Genomic DNA, 16,379 nt, shown 5'->3' with positions numbered 1-16,379 from the left:
CCGCATGCACACTACCGACGCAGCCCCCCGCAAGACGGGCTTTCCCTACCGGCGCCTGCTGGCCGATGCCCGTTATGCGCTGCTGCTCAATGTGCTGTGCGCCCTCTTCGTCACCTTCGTGCTGAGCGGCGGACAAAGCTTCTGGCTCAACCTGCTGGCCTCGATGTGCATCGGCAGTATTGCTTTCCTGCTCATCGACGGCATCCGCCTGGCGTGCTGGGGCGAACAGCGGCGCGTCCCATTGCTGCCCTTCACTACCCTCATCATCGTCAGCGCCGCCGTGGCGCAAGTTGGCGGCACCATGCTGTTCGGCTGGCTGGCCAATATCGACGTGCCCGCGCCCGTTTCCATGTCGCCACGCAATGTCGGCATGACGGTGTTCACCTTGGCGGCGGCGGGAGCGGCCATCCTGTTCTTCGGCAGCCGCGAAAAAATTGCGCGCCTGCAAATGGAGGCGGCCCAGGAAAAAGCCCGCGCCGAATCCGTGGCGCGCCAAGCCATGCAAGCGCAACTGCAACTGCTTCAAGCGCAGATCGAACCGCACATGCTGTTCAACACGCTGGCCAATCTGCAGGGCCTGATCAGCTTTGATCCGGACCGCGCCCAGCTGCTGCTCGATCAATTGATCCAGTATCTGCGCGCCACCCTCTCTTCCTCGCGTGCCGGGTCCACCACCCTGGAGCAGGAGTTTTCCCTGATGCAAGCCTACCTGGGCCTGATGTCCACCCGCATGGGCGCGCGCCTGCGCTTTACCTTGAACTTGCCTGCGGCCTTGCGCGATATCAAAGTGCCACCCATGCTGCTGCAGCCGCTGGTGGAAAACGCCATCCAGCACGGCCTCGAACCAAAGATCGAAGGCGGCCATATCCACGTGCAAGCGTCCACGGAAGGCGGCGTGCTGATCCTGACGGTTGCCGACGATGGCCTGGGCCTCGATCATCCGGGCCAGACCAAGGGCACGCACCTTGGCGTGGCGAATATCCGCGAACGCCTGCGCGGCATGCATGGCGATGCCGCCAGCCTGTCGCTGGCCACCAACCATCGGGCAGGTGTCGTCGCCCGCCTGACACTCCCCCTTCCACCCACCATCACGAGTCCCCTCGCATGAGCCACCACATCCCGCGCGCCCTGATCGCCGAAGACGAACCCATCCTTGCCGCCGCCCTCGCGCACGCCTTGCAGCGGCTGTGGCCGGAACTCGACATTGTCGCCACCTGTCCCAACGGCGTGGAAGCCTTGCGGCAAGGCCTGGCGCTGCAGCCCGACATCCTCTTTCTCGACATCAAGATGCCAGGCAAGACGGGCCTGGAAGCGGCCGAAGAACTGGCGGAGCAGTGGCCCGACGGTATTGCGTTTCCCCACATCGTGTTCGTCACGGCCTACGATGAATACGCACTGGCCGCCTTCGAGCACGCAGCCGCCGATTACGTGCTAAAACCCGTCAACGATGCACGCCTGGGCAAGACGGTGGAACGCCTGCAGCAGCGCCTGCGCGACAGCAGCAACGCTACAACAACAGCAACCCCAACGGCAGGGGCAGGGGCAGCCACCACGACGCCCCCCTTGGCGACGACGGAAACAGCGTCCGCCAGCGACGACAACCTGGCCCGACTGCTGAGCCAGCTGCAAGCCATGCTGCCGCCCGCGCCGCGCCTGCAAATGATACGGGCGGCCGTCGGCAACAGCGTGCGCATGATCGCCCTGGCCGACGTCGTGTATTTCGAAGCGCTGGACAAATACATCAACGTCGTGTGCCAGGACAGCGAAGCGCTGATACGCACGAGTCTGAAGGAGTTGCTACCCCAGCTGGACCCGCAACAATTCTGGCAAATTCACCGGGGCACCATCGTCAACGCCAGCGCCATCGCCACGGCCGTGCGCGACGACGCGGGCAAGCTGTCGCTGACCCTGCGCCAGCACCCGGCGCAGCTGCGCGTCAGTCCCTTGTATGCCCATCTGTTCCGCCAGATGTAAAACGCTTACAACACCTGGCAACACCTAGTGCAGCTGATGCTTCAGGTCCGACAATTCATCGTGCACCCTGAGCACGGCGCTCTTCATTTCCGGCGTCACGCTGGACGCCGTGCCGCAGGCCCGCTTGGCGCGGTCGCCCAGCGACTCCATCTGGTCGACCGCCTGGCGGATGCGCGCATCGTCTTGCGTGTCGATGGCTTGCCGCACTGCACTTTTTTGCTGGTCCATCTGGTTGATGCAATCTTTCAAATCCATGGGCATGCCCAGCTGTTTGCCGCACAGCTGGGCCGCCTGGCCGATCGCGTGTTCGATGGCGCCAAAGCGCCGTGCCACTTCCTTTACCTGCATCATGATGTGTCCTCCCATGCTATCTGCAGTTGGATCGTCAGGCCAATCCAAGGTTCCCCACCGCCCGCCAAGGCATTGAAATTTCCATGAGGCACTTTTTTGCAAGTGCTTGTGACATTTTAGATAATATTCAAATACCTCGGATACATTGGCGTACCTGAACCACCATGCCCTCCATGACCTCTTTGCCACCCCTGCCCCGCCGCGCGCCCGGCTTGCTGCTGATCGTCCTGCTGCACGCGGGACTGGCCTATGTCATCGTTCAGTCGCGACCGCGCATTGCCTCTGACGAGAACCTGCCGCAAGGTCCGGCCATCAGCTGGCTGCGCCACACGCTCCCGGTGCCGCCCAAGCCCCTGCCCTTGCCCAGCATCAAACCAGCCACCGCGCGCGTGCCACGCCTGCCGAATTTGCCCATCTTGGCGCCCGTCAGCCGACCCCCGCCCGCCGCCAACGTCGCGCAGGCGCCAGCGCCGGCAACGCCGGAAGCGATCACGCTCGTCCCGCCGCCCAGCGCGGCCGAGATCCTGGCGCAAGCCAAACGCGACGTGGGCAAGATCGACAGGGAGTTGCGCAAGGAATTCCCGCAGCGCGGCGAACAAAAACTGGACGACACGGGCTTCAAGCGCATGCAGCAAGGCTTTGCCGAGGCCTACGCGGCCGTGCCGCCGAAATGGTATGAAGCGTCAAAAATCGAGGAAGTGGGCGCGAATGCAGCCAAGGGCAGCCGCACGTATAAAATCACCAGCGCGCTGGGCACCTTGTGCGTGACCACGCGCGCGGGCAAGCAGGGGGAAACGATGATCGGCAACTGTCCCAAATAGCCGTCTCAGCCCACCGCTTCGCGCGCGCCCAGCGGCTGCAGATGGCGCAGGCGCAAGGCGATCAGCACGCCGCCGCCCAGGCACAGGCCCAGCATGATGATGACGCCCGTCCAGCCGTCGAAGCCCCACATCATGCCCGAGGCGGAACCGATCAGGCTGGAACCGAGGTAATAGAACAGCAGATAGAAGGCCGAAGCCAGCGCCTGCGGCGCGCGCGCGCGGCGGCTGACCCAGCTGCTGGCGATCGAGTGCGAGGCGAAGAAGCCGAAGGTGGCGAGCGCCATGCCGATGACGATCAGCGGCAGCGAGTCGAACAGGGTCAGCAGAATGCCGGCCAGCATCACCGACAGCATGATCCACAGCACGCCGCGGCGCCCCAGGCGGTCCACCAGGCGTCCCGCCCAGACGGAACTGAAGATGCCGATCAGGTACAAAAAGGCTAGCAAGCCGACCGTGCTCTGGCGCAAGTTGAACGGCGCGGCCAGCAGGCGGTAACCGATGTAGTTATACAGGCTGACAAAACAGCCCATCAGCAGGAATGCCAGGCAAAACAGCCACGGCAAGCCCCGGTCGGAAAAATGCTGTTTGATGGCGTGCGGCAAGGCATTCCAGCCACGGGTACTGGGCACGAAATTTTTCGATGCGGGCAGGCTGCGCCAGAATTCCGCTGCCGCCAGCACGCCGGCCACGCCCAGCACGCCCAGGGCCCAGCGCCACGAGAGGAAATCGCTGAGCATGGAGGCGATCAGGCGCCCCGACATGCCGCCAAACGCGCTGCCGGCAATATACAAGCCCATCGACAGTCCCAGCGACGGGCCCTCGATTTCCTCGCCCAGGTAAGCCATGGCCACGGCCGGCATGCCGCCCAGGGCCACGCCCAGCGCCGCGCGGATCGCCAGCAGCTGCGCGTAATCCTGCGCGAAGGCGGACAGAATCGTCAATATGGCGGCGGAAAACATCGACGCCACCATCAAGGGCTTGCGGCCGATGCGGTCCGAGACGGCGCTCAGCAGCACCAAGGAAATGGCCAGCAAGCCGCTCGACACGGACAGCGACCAGCTACTCTGCGCCGGCGTCAGGTGGAACTGCTGCGACAACAGCGGGAACAGGGGCTGGATGCAGTACAGCAAGCTGAAAGTGGAAAAGCCGCCGAAGAACAGGGCGCGGTTGCTGCGCTTGAATTCAATCGACCCCTTGGCGATAGCCGAACGGGGAGCGGGACCGGGACTAGGAGCGGAAACCGGGATGGCCGATGGGGCAGCGGGGGCAAAAGCGAGCGATGAATCAGACATGGCCGTGTTTCAAAAGAGAAGCGAATCTGCATGTTAGGATTGCCAACTCATATCGTCCAATATATATTTAAGGCCCAACTCATACTTTAAAACGATTACTGGACGAACATGGAACTGCGCCACCTGCGTTACTTTGTCGCCGTCGCCGAGGAACTGCACTTTACGCGCGCGGCCGAACGCCTGCACATCGGCCAGCCGCCGCTGAGCCAGCAAATCCAGGCGCTGGAAGCGGAACTGGGCGCGCAGTTGTTCGAGCGCAACAAGCGCTCCGTGCGCCTGACGCAGGCGGGCGCGCTGTTCCTCGACGATGCGCGGCGCATCCTGGCCCTGTCGGAACAGGCGGCCGTCACGGCGCGCCGGGCACAGCGGGGCGAAGCGGGCGAATTGCGCATCGGCTTTACGTTTTCCACGCCGTTTACGCCCTACTTCGCCACCGTCATCAACCGCTACCGCCAGCAATTCCCGCACGTCACATTGACCCTGCACGAAATGGCCACCTTGCATCAGCTGGAAGCGATCTCGGGCAGGACGATGGACCTGGGTTTCGTGCGCCCGCCGGAAACCACGTATCCGGACGACATCCGCCTCACCGAATTGCGGCAGGACCCGCTGTTCCTCGTGCTGCCCGTCGCCCATGCGCTGGCGGCCAAGGAGGCCATTGCCATTGCCGACATGGCGGGCGAAGGTTTTGTGATGTACCCCAAGGATGCGGGCACGGGGATTTATCCGCAGATCTTCCGCCTGTGCAAGGCGGCCGGCTTCGTGCCCCAGGTGACGCAGGAAGCGGGCGAAGCGTCGACCATCATCGGCCTGGTGGCGGCCGGCTGCGGCATTTCCGTGCTGCCCGCCTCGTTCGACCGCATCCGCATGGATGGCGTGTGCTACCGCCCTATCGCCGACCCGCAGGCGACCACCAGCCTGCTACTGGCACAAAGGGAAGAGGAGACGTCGCCGCTGGTGGCGGCATTCGTGAAACTGGCCGAGGCAGCGGCGCTGGAAGGGGGAGCATAAGCTGCAATGTCGGCTTACGCTGCGGCTGTGCCGCAGCTAAGCCGACCTACAAAATCGACGGCGCAAGGTAAGCGTAGGTCGGCTTAGCCCGAAGGGCGTAAGCCGACAATTGCTCGCATCAGGAATAATCCGCGTCCAGCTCCGAACCCGCGTAGTTTTCCAGGTCCTCGAACAGGCTTTTCATGCTGGCCCGCGTGAGGATTTTATGCACGACGGTGCAGCTGCGGCGGTAGGATTCTATGCGGTCGAGCAACACCGGGTGATGCTGCACAGGCACCTTGGCCACCAGGGCGGCCCAGCCTTCCTCGAAGTCGGGCTTGTTCTTGCGCACGGAACGCACGAAGCGTTCAAACTCCTTTTGCCCCGTACGCGCCATGATGCGTCCGCCGCCTTCGATGGCGAAGATGATGGCCACGGCAATGACGCCCTCGGCATTCAGGTCGCTGTCGCTGACAGGGCCGTTGTCATGGTGGCGGCGCAGCCAGCTGGCCAGGCGCACGACGGCTTGCACTTCCTTGCGCTGTTGCAATTGAACCGCATACTTTTCATAGCCGGCCCAGTTCTGGTTCGGGTCGGCCTGGCAAATATCGATGAACAGCTCGCGCAAGCGTCGCTGCAGGTAGACGGGGTCCTGGTCGTATTCACCGACGAGGGCGTCTTCCGGCAGCTGCGACAATTCCTTGATCAGGCGAAAGCCCACCTGGAACGCGTGCTCGGCGCCGTGCTCGACGAGGAAATCGAGGGCGGCCTGGTCGCCTTCATGCGTGACGGCCTGCTCCAGGCCCAGCGACACGCCGCCCACCGTCAGGAACAGCGCTTTCTGGATGCCGTCGGCCGTGCGTTCATTCGTGAACTTTTCGGCCACCATGGCCGTGATGCCCGTCAACTCGTCGGCCAGGTCCAGCGCCGCATCTTCGCGCGGGTCGTTCGGCAACAGCTTGATGGCGCGCACCAGGCGCGGAAGATTCTCTACAACAATTGCTGGCAGCATTAGACGTTCCCTGCTTTCATTACGAGAAAATACCGGTGCCCAGGCTGCGGCGCGTGCTGGAACGCGGCGCGCTGCGCGTGCTCGGCACTTGCTTGCGCAGGCGGTACAGCAATTCCTTGGTACTGCGCTGCAACATGGTCGGCTCTTCGTCCGGGTCGTCCGAATATTCGGCATCGGCCAGGTCGGCGCTGTGGCGGAAGTCGGGGAACAGTTCGAACAGCGAGCGGTCCCAGCCGTCTTCATTCGCTTGCGCCAGCTCGATGGCCAGCGGCACGACGTCGTTGTCGGACGAGGTCACGCCCGTCACGTACGGTCCCTTGATGACGATTTCGCCCGCCACTTCGAGGATTTCCTTCGGCGCCATCGAGAACAGGATGGCGAACGCGGTGGCGCCCCAGTCGGTGGCGGACGCTTCGAGCAGCAGCTCGCGGCGGCGCTCGGCGTCGTCGGTGGAAAACACCACGCCGTGGATGTGCGCGAACAGCGACTCGGCGATGCGTTCCGGATCATCCTCGATCTGGTCGTCGCTCCAGGTGGCGGCGATGAAGGCCAGGCTGTCGGCCCAGGCCTTCGGCGGCACCAGCAAGGTGGCCAGCGACATCTTGCCGCCGTCAAAGCCGGCCAGGTGCAGGGCCGTCACTTGCGGCGGGATGGCATTGAGCACTTCCACCACGGCCAGATCGCCGTACTGGTCGGCCGCGTCCGCAAACGCCTGCTCGGCGTGGCCCAGCGAACCGGAAAGCACCAATTCCATGACCTGTTTCGTCAGCGCGGGCAGGTTGCTTTTTTGTTCATCCTTGTTATCGGCCATGGTCGTCTCCATCCTGGTCAAACATCTGGGCGAAATCGTCGGTGGCTTCGTCTTCGTCGTGCTCGTCGTCGCCGTCGTCATTGGCCGCCAGCTGGTCGAGCGACTGGTCGTCGTCGTCCCACAGGCGCGGGTTCTTGTGCAAAAAGGCCGTGATGATGGCCTGGCGCGCCAGGTCAGGGAAGCTCTCTTCGATGGCGGCGTACATTTTCGCCGCTTCCGGCGCGGCGCACGTGGCCATCGAGAACACGCGGGCCGGGTCGCCCAACTCGTAGTCTTCGCTTTCGGCCAGCAAGCCTTTCGGGTCGCTGAAGGTGATGTGGTCGACCAGCGCGAAGGCCAGCATGTTCACGTCTTCGATGCCGCCGCCGCTGGCGTACTCGCTCACCAGCGCGTCGACCATGCTTTTGTAGTTCTTGCGGTTTGGCGGGTCGCCGAGGATGCCATCGATCTGGCCTTCCAGCTCGCGCGACTGGTACGCGAATTCAGGGTGTACTCTTCTCATGCTGTGCTTTCCAATGTAATGCGCGGCGCTGTTATCGATATAAAAGCGCCGTTGTTGTTGTTTTCAAGTAATTCAAGCCGGCTCATGCTGGCCGCGTCGACTTAATCGGCAGGTAATACGGTGCCGTGAAGGCGGAACACGCCGCACCACAGGGCATAGGCTTCCGCTTCCGGATCGATGATGATGCGGTGGTTCACGCTCTGGTCGTATTCGGCGCGCTTGACCGGGTCGGCCAGGATTTCATACGCCTTGGTGACGCTCTTGAAGCGCGCCTCGGCGCCGGGGGCCTGGTTGCGGTCGGGGTGGAAGCGCATGGCCAGCGAACGGTAAACCTTCTTGATTTCATCGTCGCTGGCATTGGGCGCGACACCGAGGACGTTATATAAATTTTCCATAAATGGCTCCGGGGTCACGTTTTGTTTGCTAATTAAAGGCAGATTATCCTATAGAACGGCGCCCGCGTCGCTTGCATGCTGGGATATGGGGGCAAATACGTGCTTATAAAGCGCTTGCGGTACGGTAAAATGCTTTTTACTGTCACTCTTCCGCATTGATCAATGAGCAACGATAAACCGAATACCGCCGCGCCAGCGCTGGCGCCCAATTTCTTGCGTAACATCATCGAAGCCGACCTGGCTGCCGGCACCCACGTGCGTCCCGGCCTGCCCCAGGTGATCACGCGTTTCCCGCCGGAGCCGAACGGCTACCTGCACGTGGGCCACGCCAAGTCGATCTGCGTCAACTTCGGCCTGGCGCGCGATTACGCCGGCCAGTGCAACCTGCGCTTCGACGATACCAACCCGGCGAAGGAAGAGCAGGAATACGTCGACACCATCATGGACAGCGTGAAATGGCTGGGCTTTGACTGGGAACCGAAGCATGCCGATGGCCAGAGCCACCTGCACTACGCGAGCGACTATTTCGACCAGCTGTACGCGATGGCCGAGTACCTGATCACGGCCGGCTTTGCCTATGTGGACAGCCAGAGCGCCGAAGACATGGCCGCCAACCGGGGCAATTTCGGCCAGGCCGGCAAGAATTCGCCGTTCCGCGACCGTCCGCGCGACGAATCGCTGACCCTGTTCCGCGCCATGAAGGCGGGCGCATTCAAGGATGGCGAGCACATCCTGCGCGCGAAGATGAGCGAAGATGCCATGCGTTCGCCGAACATGAACTTGCGCGACCCGGCCATCTACCGCATCCGCCATGCGCATCACCACCGTACGGGCGACGCCTGGTGCATCTATCCGATGTACGACTACACGCACCCGATCTCGGACGCGCTGGAAAACATCACGCATTCGATCTGCACGCTGGAATTCCAGGATCACCGCCCGTTCTATGACTGGCTGCTGGAAACCCTGTCGGCCGGCGGCTTCTTCCAGCAACCGGTGCCGCGCCAGTTCGAGTTCTCGCGCCTGAACCTGACCTACATCGTCACCAGCAAGCGCAAGCTGCGCCAGCTGGTGGAAGAGCACATCGTCGACGGCTGGGACGACCCGCGCATGCCGACCCTGGTGGGCATGCGCCGCCGCGGCTACACGCCGGAAGCGATTCAATTGATGTGCGAACGCACGGGCGTGACCAAGTCCGACGGCTGGATCGACTACAGCGTGCTCGAAGGCTGCCTGCGCGAAGACCTGGACCCGAAGGCGCCGCGCACGGTGGCCGTGCTGCGTCCGTTGAAATTGATCATCGACAATTTCCCCGAGGGTGACAGCGTGGAATGCACGGCGCCCGTGCACCCGCACTTCCCCGAGCGCGGCTTGCGCACCTTCCCCATCTCGCGCGAGCTGTGGATCGAGGAAGACGATTTCATGGAAGTGCCGAACAAGGGCTATTTCCGCCTGTATCCGCCCATCGACGACAAGGCAGGCAGCCGCGTGCGCCTGCGCTACGGCTATGTGATCGAATGCACGGGCTTTGACAAGGATGCAAACGGCAAGGTCATCGCCGTGCATTGCAACTACTTCGAAGACAGCAAGTCGGGCACGGAAGGCAGCTCCACCTACAAGGTCAAGGGCAATATGCACTGGGTCAGCGCAGCGACGGCAATTGCCGCCGAAGTACGCCTGTACGACCGCCTGTTTACCGACCCGCAGCCGGACGCGGGTGGCAAGGACTTCAAGCTGGCCCTGAACCCGCTGGCCAAGGATGTGGTGCAAGCGTGGCTGGAACCGGGCGCGGAACTGGCGCAGCCGGAACAGCGCTTCCAGTTCGAGCGCCACGGCTATTTTGCGGCCGACCGCGTCGACAGCCAGCCGGGCAAGCCCGTCTTCAACCGCATCGTCACCCTGAAAGACAGCTGGCAGCCGGCAAAATAAGCCGTCATGTTGCTCACAAAAAAACCGCTGCGGCGGTTTTTTTTCGTTCCCAGCAGAAATATTGCCTGTTGACTATATTCACGATAATTTTGTATATTAGGCAGCTATTGAGCAATTTGCAATGTCGTTAGTGCTTGTGCAACTTGGTACAGCCTCCAGCACACAGGCGGCACCCGATTCCTCTTCCTGATGTGGATGGCGATGTCTACTACTGCCGGCAAACACTTATCTGCTGAAAAAAAACCGCTCTGGCTGCTCGGCGTCGTGATGTCGCTGATGGTGGGCCTGCTGTTCTACATGGCCGCCTCGCTGTCGATCGAAAACGATGCCGGCGAGCTATTCAACAATCTGGCGCGCAATACCCAGAAAAACATCGCATCGCGCATCAAATCGTATACCAACTTGCTGCGCGGCACGGCCAGCCTGTTCCACGCCAACGAACACGTGAGCCGCGAGCAATTCCACCGCTACGTGGCCAATATCGCCTTGCAACAGAACTACCCGGGCGTGATGAATCTCAATTACAGCCGGGAACTCGACGAGTCGCAGCGCGCCGCCTTCGAAACGGCCATGCAGCGCGACTATCCGCCCGGGCGCGACGACTATCCGGCGTTTGCCATCCATCCGCCCGGTCCGCGCCCCCGTTATTCCGTACTGGTGTACATTGAGCCGATTGCCAGCGCCCCGGAAAAGTATGGCTATGATATCGCTTCGCGGCCCCTGATCGCCGCAGCGCTGGAACAGTCGCGCGATACCGGGCAGCTCAGCAATTCCGGCGTGCCCGTGCCGATGGATGGCCGGCCGCAGCTGACGGGCATGGCCATGCGCCTGCCCGTGTACCGCTTCGGCATGCCAACCGGCACGCTGGAGCAAAGGCGCGCGGCCTACCAGGGTTCCGTCGGCATCGGCTACGACCTGGTGACGATGATGCGCAGCGCGCTGGCCGACATGCCGGTCCGCAATGTCCGCCTGACCCTGTTCGATATCGGCCCGCAGGCGCTGGAACAGCCGGACTTGCCGCTGCAACTGCCGCACAATATGCGCCCCATCTTCGACAGCACGACGGCGGGCATGCATGCGCCATGGTGGCTACCCGGCAACTCGGGCCGCTACCTGAGCAGCACGATGCTGATCGAACACAATGGCCGCGTCTGGCAAGCGCTGTTCAGCGTGCGCAAGAGCGACCTGTACACGCGCTTCGACGCCTTCTTGCCGTGGCTGGCCCTGCTGACCGGCTTTACCAGCACCATGCTGCTGTACATGCTGTTCCACACCCTGGCGTCGTCGCGCTGGCGCGCCATCCAGATGGCGACGGGCATGACGGCGGAATTGCGCGCCAGCCAGATCCGCCTGCAGCTGTCGCACCAGAAACTGCGCCGCCTGGCGGCCCACGCCGACCGGATCAAGGAAGAGGAGCGCAAGCGCATCGCGCGCGAAATCCACGACGACCTGGGACAAAACCTGCTGGTCTTGCGCATCGACGCCGACATGCTGGCCTCGCGCACGCAGCGCCGCCATCCGCGCCTGAACGCCCGCGCCCGCTCAACCCTGGAGCAGATCGACGCCACGATCAAAAGCGTGCGGCAGATCATCAACGACTTGCGTCCCACCGTGCTGGACCTCGGCGTGAATGCGGCCGTCGAATGGCAGGTGGCGCAATTTCGCCAGCGCACCGGCATCGCCTGCGAAGTGAGCGAAAGCCATGACGACATTTGCCTCAGCGATCAATGCGCCACGGCCCTGTTCCGCATCCTGCAAGAGTCACTCAGCAATATTTCCCAGCATGCGAATGCCAGCCGCGTGCAAGTCAAGCTGGAAAAGTGCCGCGACACCGTATCGATGAGCGTCAGCGACAACGGCGTGGGCGCGGCCATCGACGGACGCAACAAGCTGGGCTCGTTTGGCCTGGTGGGCATCGAGGAGCGCATCAAGTTATTGGGTGGCACTTTCTACATCGAAAGCAGCCCCGGCGCAGGCATGCGCGTGCATGTCAGCGTGCCGCTGGGCGCGGACGCCACGGCGTTTCCCTACCAGGAAGATGGCCGGGCCAGCGCCTGACTGGCACGTCCCGCATGAAACAAGCTCAGCTTGCGTATTTTGTAATTAGATGCAATATTGATGTAGAACAACTCAGCGCCTTCCCGCCATGGGCCAGGCATTCATCGACTATTTACCAGGAGTCCGCACCCGCCACTCTCCCTTGTTGCACTGTATTTCCCACAACGCTCTTTACCACAAGGACATTCATGGATACGAACGACAGTTTCAAGGCAATTGCCGATTTGAATTTGGACGCGATCAAAGTCAAGCTGATGCACCGGGAGTCGGGCGAAGGATGGAGCCTGGAAAAGGCCAATGCGGTGGAATTCGAATACCGGCGTTTCCTGATCCTGATGAAACAGTTTCCGCAAGAAGAAACGGCGCCGCTGATGGATGTCGATACCTTCTGGCACTACCACATCCTCGACACCCTGAAATATGCGGCGGACTGCGAACAGGTCTTCGGCTACTTCCTGCATCACTTCCCGTACATCGGCTTGCGCGGCGAAGACGACGAAGCGGCGCACCAGCGCGTGGGCGAGCGCATGAAGCAGCTGTATGAGCAAACGTTCGGGGAAGATTATATCCGCGCAGAAACGGCGTATTCGGGGCGCGCCGTACAGGCGGCGTATTCGGGACGGGCTGTACAAACAGCATTTTCCAGCGCGGCGGTACAGGCGACGGCCTACTCGGGCCGGGCCGTGCAAACGGCGTTTTCCAGTGCGGCGGTGCAGGCGACGGCGTATTCGGGCCGCGCGACGGGGGCTGCCAGCACGGCATTTTCCAGCGCGCCCGCCACCTTGGCAGCAGCGCTGCTCAAGTCGTCTTCGAGCGGCCTGGAAATGGGGCGTTTCTATGTCGATCGTCCGGTGCTGAACCGCGACCCGCAATAGAAAAAACAGATGTGGCTGCCGCACGCGGCAAGCCTGACTTACCCAGACGGCACCTCTCAGTTTGCCGTCTGTCAGGCGCTCTTAGGCAGCCATCAACTCGCGCAGTTCACGAATGCTGAAATCGCTGATTTCATGCATGCGGATGAGGATCGTGGCGCCAATCGGCAAGGTGTTGTGACGAATCTTGCTGATGACCGGTGGCGCCACTTCCAGCGCTCGCGACAGGGCGGCATCGTTTTTCAGTTGCAGCTTGTCGATGATTGCATCGAGCACGCGATTCGGGTTGTAGGTAGGCAAAGAGGTAATTTGTTTGAGAGACATGATCGAAAATCCGTACTTGTTGTATTAAGGCAAAAAGAAACAGAATGTCTCTTCTGCAATAATTCAGGGTAAACACACTAAAAAGCGCCATCACTTATGCGGCCTTTACGCCACAAACAATATAATACACGCTATTGTTGATTTTTGCGTAACTTAAAGCAAAATTGTGATAATTGAAGAGAATTGACGCACTTGGAATGTGCTAGAGGATAACTCAAATCGGGAAAATTTGCTGCACGTCATCAATTTTTACGATGAGCAACACCGCCGTGCATCAGCCAGGCTATGGCCATGAGGGTGCCCAGGCGGGCCATGTCGGCGGATAAATGCCAGCCTTGCGCGGCCAGGCCGGCCGGGGTGGCCGGAAGGCACATGCCGGGGAAGGCGTCCACGCGGCACCAGGCCAGTTGCCGGCGAATTTCATCGGGCGGCGGTGGCGGCTGCAGCGCACGTTCGCGACGCCGCATATAGGCGCGCACCTGTTCCTTGCTGGGGTGACTCGTAGCTCGCATGGATCGCTCCTGCTGACGGGAATCAACGTCACGCTAATTGTAGATGCCGAGCCCGCCACAACCAGCCAGGACGCGTGACGACATTGCTCACCATATCGCCAGTTCGCCATGCTGCCCTTGCGTTGCATCAAATGGCAAGGCCCCGGTGTTGCGCCGAAGCCCGCACTGCGCCATGCTCCGGCGGCGTGGCGGCCGATGGCTGGTGCTTATTTCTTTTGCTGGCGCACGCGCTGTTGCTGTTTTTCCTGCGTTTGCTGGCGATTCTGCTTGCGCTCGAACAGGGTGACCGCATCTTTCTTGGCTTGCTCGGCGGTACGCATTTCCTCATGCGCATCGTGCGGAACAAAAAATTCGGCATCCTGCGCCGCCACGACCAGCTTGATGGCGGCGTCGTCGTCGAGGTCATACAGTTCCGTCAGGACGGTGGTGACCTCGTCCAGGTATTCTTCGTAAGTGAGGGTGGTCATGCTGTAGTCCTTAAGTGAATGGCGCGCCGCCGCAACGGCGCGCTGCGCACCGGTCCGGCAAAGTGCGCAGATAACCGGCCATTTTACCCGATGCCGGCCGTATCGGCAGACAGCGACTGCAAGGCATCGGCCACGCGCGCGTAGCGCAGGCGCACGCCCAGCTCGCGCTTGAGGCGCGTATTGTGCAGGCGGCGTGATTCAGACATGAACGACAGCAGCATCGGCGTGACCACTTGCCGCAGCTCGGCACGCGGCAGGCGCGGCGGGCGCGGCAGGCCAAACGTATCGGCCACGGCATCGAAATATTCCGCCATCTTGAGTTCGCTATCATCGCTGGCGTGATACACGCGTCCCGGTTTGCCGCGCCACAAGGCCCGTTCGATGATGCGCGCCAAATCATCGGCATGGATATGGTTGGTGTACACATCATCGCCAGCGGCCAGGGCCGGCGTACCTTCGCGCAGGCGCTTCAGGGGCAGGCGGTCGGGCGCATAAATGCCGGGCACGCGCAGGATGGCCACGCTCGCGCCGCGGCGCGCGCCCCAGCCACGCAAAACCTGTTCCGCATCCACGCGCCGCTTCGCGCGCGCATTGCCCGGCGCCGTGGGGCGCGTCTCATCGACCCAGGCGCCGCCGCAATCGCCATACACGCCGCTGGTACTCACATACACCAGGCGTGCATGCTCGGGTAAAATGGCGACCAGATTGCGCGTGCGCCGGTCCAGCAAGCCCGACGACAGGGGCGGCGCCAGATGCACGATCGTCGACGCCAGTCCCGCCAGCCGTTTCAGGCTGGCGCGGTCGTCGAGGTTGGCCACGATGGGCACGGCGCCGGCTGCCCGCAGCTGCGCGCAACGCGCCGGCTGGCTGGTGACGGCAAAGACGCGAAAGCGCGCCGCTAGCTGCGGCAGCAGACGCAGGCCGACGTCGCCGCAGCCCACTATCAGCAAGCGCGGCAAGCCCACCGGCTTGCGCAAAGAGTGCATTAACATATTTTTCATCTCAAGGATTGTATGACTTTTCAAGTTACTGTTCAGCCCAGCGGCCACCAGTTCAGCTGCGAAGCGGACGAAACCGTGCTGGCGGCGGCGATACGCGCCGGCGTCGGCCTGCCGTATGGCTGTAAAAATGGCGCCTGCGGTTCCTGCAAGGGCAAAGTGGTTTCCGGCACCGTCCAGCACAAGGCGCACCAGCAGCGCGCCCTGACGCCGGAAGAGGAAGCGGCCGGCTTTTCCCTGTTCTGCTGCGCAACCACGGATGCCGACCTCGTCATCGAAGCGCGCGAAGTGGCGGGCAGCAGCGACTACCCGATCAAGAAAATGCCGTCGCGCGTGACCACCATCGACAAAGTCGCGCCCGACGTCGTCGTGCTGACCCTGCAATTGCCGGCCAGCGAGCGCCTGCACTACCGCGCCGGACAGTATATCGAAATCCTGTTGCGCGACAACAAGCGCCGCAGCTACAGCATGGCCAGCGCGCCCGCCGATGGCGGCCCCGTGACCCTGCACATCCGCCACCTGCCGGGCGGCCTGTTCACCGACCAGGTCTTTGGCACCATGAAGGAGCGCGACATCCTGCGCTTCGAAGGCCCGATGGGCACTTTCTTCCTGCGCGAAGACAGCGACAAGCCCGTCGTGCTGCTGGCCTCGGGCACGGGCTTTGCCCCCTTGAAAGCCATCGTCGAGCACATGATCAACGAGCAATCGCCGCGCCCGATCACCCTGTACTGGGGCGCACGCCGTCCGCACGACCTGTACATGGATGCGCTGTGCCGCCAGTGGGCCGCCGACTTGCCGCAGTTCACCTATGTGCCCGTCGTCTCGGAAGCCTTGCCGGAAGACGCGTGGGAAGGCCGCACGGGCTTCGTGCACCAGGCCGTCATCGCCGACTTGCCCGACATGGCCGCGTATCAGGTGTATGCCTGCGGCGCGCCCGTGATGGTCGATGCGGCCCACCGCGATTTCGTGCAATTGTGCCAGTTGCCAGCCGACGAGTTCTTCGCCGACGCCTTTACCACCGAAGCCGACCTGGCCAAGTAAGCTTCACCGTCCAGACAGCGGGGCGCGGCT

Annotated in this window: 18 protein-coding genes; 8 read left to right on the top strand and 10 right to left on the bottom strand. The window is 62.4% G+C overall.

Going from position 1 to position 16,379, the window contains the following annotated elements:
• Positions 1-4 precede the first annotated feature (4 nt).
• The gene (locus tag C8C92_RS07350; RefSeq protein WP_116743407.1) at positions 5-1,108 is read left to right on the top strand and encodes a histidine kinase; all 1,104 of its coding nucleotides are present in this window, start codon (positions 5-7) and stop codon (positions 1,106-1,108) included.
• On the top strand, positions 1,105-1,974 hold the full coding sequence (locus tag C8C92_RS07345) for a LytTR family DNA-binding domain-containing protein (RefSeq protein ID WP_116743406.1): 870 nt from the start codon (positions 1,105-1,107) through the stop codon (positions 1,972-1,974). The genes C8C92_RS07350 and C8C92_RS07345 overlap by 4 nt, the downstream gene beginning before the upstream one ends.
• 24 nt (positions 1,975-1,998) lie before the next feature.
• On the opposite strand, the gene C8C92_RS07340 is transcribed toward C8C92_RS07345, so the two are convergent.
• Positions 1,999-2,325, bottom strand: a complete 327-nt coding sequence (locus C8C92_RS07340) for a hypothetical protein (protein ID WP_116743405.1) — start codon at positions 2,323-2,325, stop codon at positions 1,999-2,001.
• 173 nt (positions 2,326-2,498) lie between these two features.
• Here C8C92_RS07340 and C8C92_RS07335 point away from each other — a divergent pair, with 173 nt between their 5' ends.
• Positions 2,499-3,146, top strand: coding sequence for a hypothetical protein (locus tag C8C92_RS07335; protein ID WP_133250710.1), 648 nt, complete (start codon positions 2,499-2,501; stop codon positions 3,144-3,146).
• A gap of 5 nt (positions 3,147-3,151) precedes the next feature.
• On the opposite strand, the gene C8C92_RS07330 is transcribed toward C8C92_RS07335, so the two are convergent.
• Positions 3,152-4,438 (bottom strand): MFS transporter, encoded by a 1,287-nt coding sequence (locus tag C8C92_RS07330; RefSeq protein WP_165829311.1) that lies wholly within the window; start codon positions 4,436-4,438, stop codon positions 3,152-3,154.
• 108 nt (positions 4,439-4,546) lie between these two features.
• Here C8C92_RS07330 and C8C92_RS07325 point away from each other — a divergent pair, with 108 nt between their 5' ends.
• Positions 4,547-5,449: a LysR substrate-binding domain-containing protein gene (locus C8C92_RS07325; protein WP_116743403.1), complete on the top strand. Its 903-nt coding sequence runs from the start codon at positions 4,547-4,549 to the stop codon at positions 5,447-5,449.
• A 118-nt stretch (positions 5,450-5,567) separates the two neighbouring features.
• On the opposite strand, the gene C8C92_RS07320 is transcribed toward C8C92_RS07325, so the two are convergent.
• The 4 genes from C8C92_RS07320 to C8C92_RS07305 all read right to left on the bottom strand — a co-directional run bounded on the left by C8C92_RS07320 (position 5,568) and on the right by C8C92_RS07305 (position 8,148).
• The gene (locus C8C92_RS07320) at positions 5,568-6,440 is read right to left on the bottom strand and encodes a hypothetical protein (protein ID WP_116743402.1); all 873 of its coding nucleotides are present in this window, start codon (positions 6,438-6,440) and stop codon (positions 5,568-5,570) included.
• Positions 6,441-6,459: 19 nt separating this feature from the next.
• Positions 6,460-7,251, bottom strand: coding sequence for a hypothetical protein (locus C8C92_RS07315; protein WP_071079094.1), 792 nt, complete (start codon positions 7,249-7,251; stop codon positions 6,460-6,462).
• A complete protein-coding gene (locus C8C92_RS07310) occupies positions 7,241-7,753 on the bottom strand; it encodes a hypothetical protein (protein WP_099760375.1) in 513 nt (170 codons plus the stop codon). The genes C8C92_RS07315 and C8C92_RS07310 overlap by 11 nt, the downstream gene beginning before the upstream one ends.
• A 101-nt stretch (positions 7,754-7,854) precedes the next feature.
• Positions 7,855-8,148, bottom strand: a complete 294-nt coding sequence (locus C8C92_RS07305) for a DnaJ domain-containing protein (protein WP_096234166.1) — start codon at positions 8,146-8,148, stop codon at positions 7,855-7,857.
• Positions 8,149-8,310: 162 nt separating this feature from the next.
• On the opposite strand from C8C92_RS07305, the gene C8C92_RS07300 reads away from it, so the two are divergent.
• From C8C92_RS07300 to C8C92_RS07290, 3 genes are all read left to right on the top strand, one after another.
• Entirely contained in the window at positions 8,311-10,077 is a 1,767-nt protein-coding gene (locus C8C92_RS07300; protein ID WP_116743401.1) for a glutamine--tRNA ligase/YqeY domain fusion protein, read from the top strand.
• A 201-nt stretch (positions 10,078-10,278) separates the two neighbouring features.
• A complete protein-coding gene (locus C8C92_RS07295) occupies positions 10,279-12,135 on the top strand; it encodes a CHASE domain-containing protein (RefSeq protein ID WP_243420138.1) in 1,857 nt (618 codons plus the stop codon).
• Positions 12,136-12,323: 188 nt separating this feature from the next.
• The gene (locus tag C8C92_RS07290; protein ID WP_116743400.1) at positions 12,324-13,010 is read left to right on the top strand and encodes a hypothetical protein; all 687 of its coding nucleotides are present in this window, start codon (positions 12,324-12,326) and stop codon (positions 13,008-13,010) included.
• An 81-nt stretch (positions 13,011-13,091) separates the two neighbouring features.
• Here C8C92_RS07290 and C8C92_RS07285 read toward each other — a convergent pair whose 3' ends face one another.
• From C8C92_RS07285 to C8C92_RS07270, 4 genes are all read right to left on the bottom strand, one after another.
• Positions 13,092-13,331 (bottom strand): hypothetical protein, encoded by a 240-nt coding sequence (locus C8C92_RS07285; protein WP_029496207.1) that lies wholly within the window; start codon positions 13,329-13,331, stop codon positions 13,092-13,094.
• A 242-nt stretch (positions 13,332-13,573) separates the two neighbouring features.
• Positions 13,574-13,843: a hypothetical protein gene (locus C8C92_RS07280; protein ID WP_099760378.1), complete on the bottom strand. Its 270-nt coding sequence runs from the start codon at positions 13,841-13,843 to the stop codon at positions 13,574-13,576.
• A gap of 206 nt (positions 13,844-14,049) precedes the next feature.
• Positions 14,050-14,310, bottom strand: a complete 261-nt coding sequence (locus C8C92_RS07275) for a hypothetical protein (protein WP_096234162.1) — start codon at positions 14,308-14,310, stop codon at positions 14,050-14,052.
• 83 nt (positions 14,311-14,393) lie between these two features.
• Positions 14,394-15,311 (bottom strand): SDR family oxidoreductase, encoded by a 918-nt coding sequence (locus C8C92_RS07270; protein WP_099760380.1) that lies wholly within the window; start codon positions 15,309-15,311, stop codon positions 14,394-14,396.
• A 12-nt stretch (positions 15,312-15,323) separates the two neighbouring features.
• Between C8C92_RS07270 and C8C92_RS07265 the strand changes: the two genes are divergently transcribed.
• Complete coding sequence (locus C8C92_RS07265) at positions 15,324-16,349, top strand: CDP-6-deoxy-delta-3,4-glucoseen reductase (protein ID WP_099760381.1); 1,026 nt, start codon at positions 15,324-15,326, stop codon at positions 16,347-16,349.
• Positions 16,350-16,379 lie beyond the last annotated feature (30 nt).

Source organism: Janthinobacterium sp. 78 (assembly GCF_003096775.1).
Taxonomy (GTDB): domain Bacteria; phylum Pseudomonadota; class Gammaproteobacteria; order Burkholderiales; family Burkholderiaceae_D; genus Janthinobacterium; species Janthinobacterium tructae.
Note: the sequence above shows the minus strand (reverse complement) of the source record. Positions and strands in the feature narration are given on the sequence as shown.

Bases quoted from the DNA above. Each gene is read 5' to 3' on its own strand.
- C8C92_RS07305 (WP_096234166.1), bottom strand. From the start codon at position 8,148: ATGGAAAATTTATATAACGTCCTCGGTGTCGCGCCCAATGCCAGCGAC.
- C8C92_RS07280 (WP_099760378.1), bottom strand. From the start codon at position 13,843: ATGCGAGCTACGAGTCACCCCAGCAAGGAACAGGTGCGCGCCTATATG.
- C8C92_RS07265 (WP_099760381.1), top strand. From the start codon at position 15,324: ATGACTTTTCAAGTTACTGTTCAGCCCAGCGGCCACCAGTTCAGCTGC.
- C8C92_RS07330 (WP_165829311.1), bottom strand. From the start codon at position 4,438: ATGTCTGATTCATCGCTCGCTTTTGCCCCCGCTGCCCCATCGGCCATC.
- C8C92_RS07350 (WP_116743407.1), top strand. From the start codon at position 5: ATGCACACTACCGACGCAGCCCCCCGCAAGACGGGCTTTCCCTACCGG.
- C8C92_RS07310 (WP_099760375.1), bottom strand. From the start codon at position 7,753: ATGAGAAGAGTACACCCTGAATTCGCGTACCAGTCGCGCGAGCTGGAA.
- C8C92_RS07340 (WP_116743405.1), bottom strand. From the start codon at position 2,325: ATGATGCAGGTAAAGGAAGTGGCACGGCGCTTTGGCGCCATCGAACAC.
- C8C92_RS07290 (WP_116743400.1), top strand. From the start codon at position 12,324: ATGGATACGAACGACAGTTTCAAGGCAATTGCCGATTTGAATTTGGAC.
- C8C92_RS07335 (WP_133250710.1), top strand. From the start codon at position 2,499: ATGACCTCTTTGCCACCCCTGCCCCGCCGCGCGCCCGGCTTGCTGCTG.
- C8C92_RS07315 (WP_071079094.1), bottom strand. From the start codon at position 7,251: ATGGCCGATAACAAGGATGAACAAAAAAGCAACCTGCCCGCGCTGACG.
- C8C92_RS07300 (WP_116743401.1), top strand. From the start codon at position 8,311: ATGAGCAACGATAAACCGAATACCGCCGCGCCAGCGCTGGCGCCCAAT.
- C8C92_RS07320 (WP_116743402.1), bottom strand. From the start codon at position 6,440: ATGCTGCCAGCAATTGTTGTAGAGAATCTTCCGCGCCTGGTGCGCGCC.
- C8C92_RS07270 (WP_099760380.1), bottom strand. From the start codon at position 15,311: ATGAAAAATATGTTAATGCACTCTTTGCGCAAGCCGGTGGGCTTGCCG.
- C8C92_RS07285 (WP_029496207.1), bottom strand. From the start codon at position 13,331: ATGTCTCTCAAACAAATTACCTCTTTGCCTACCTACAACCCGAATCGC.
- C8C92_RS07325 (WP_116743403.1), top strand. From the start codon at position 4,547: ATGGAACTGCGCCACCTGCGTTACTTTGTCGCCGTCGCCGAGGAACTG.
- C8C92_RS07295 (WP_243420138.1), top strand. From the start codon at position 10,279: ATGTCTACTACTGCCGGCAAACACTTATCTGCTGAAAAAAAACCGCTC.
- C8C92_RS07345 (WP_116743406.1), top strand. From the start codon at position 1,105: ATGAGCCACCACATCCCGCGCGCCCTGATCGCCGAAGACGAACCCATC.
- C8C92_RS07275 (WP_096234162.1), bottom strand. From the start codon at position 14,310: ATGACCACCCTCACTTACGAAGAATACCTGGACGAGGTCACCACCGTC.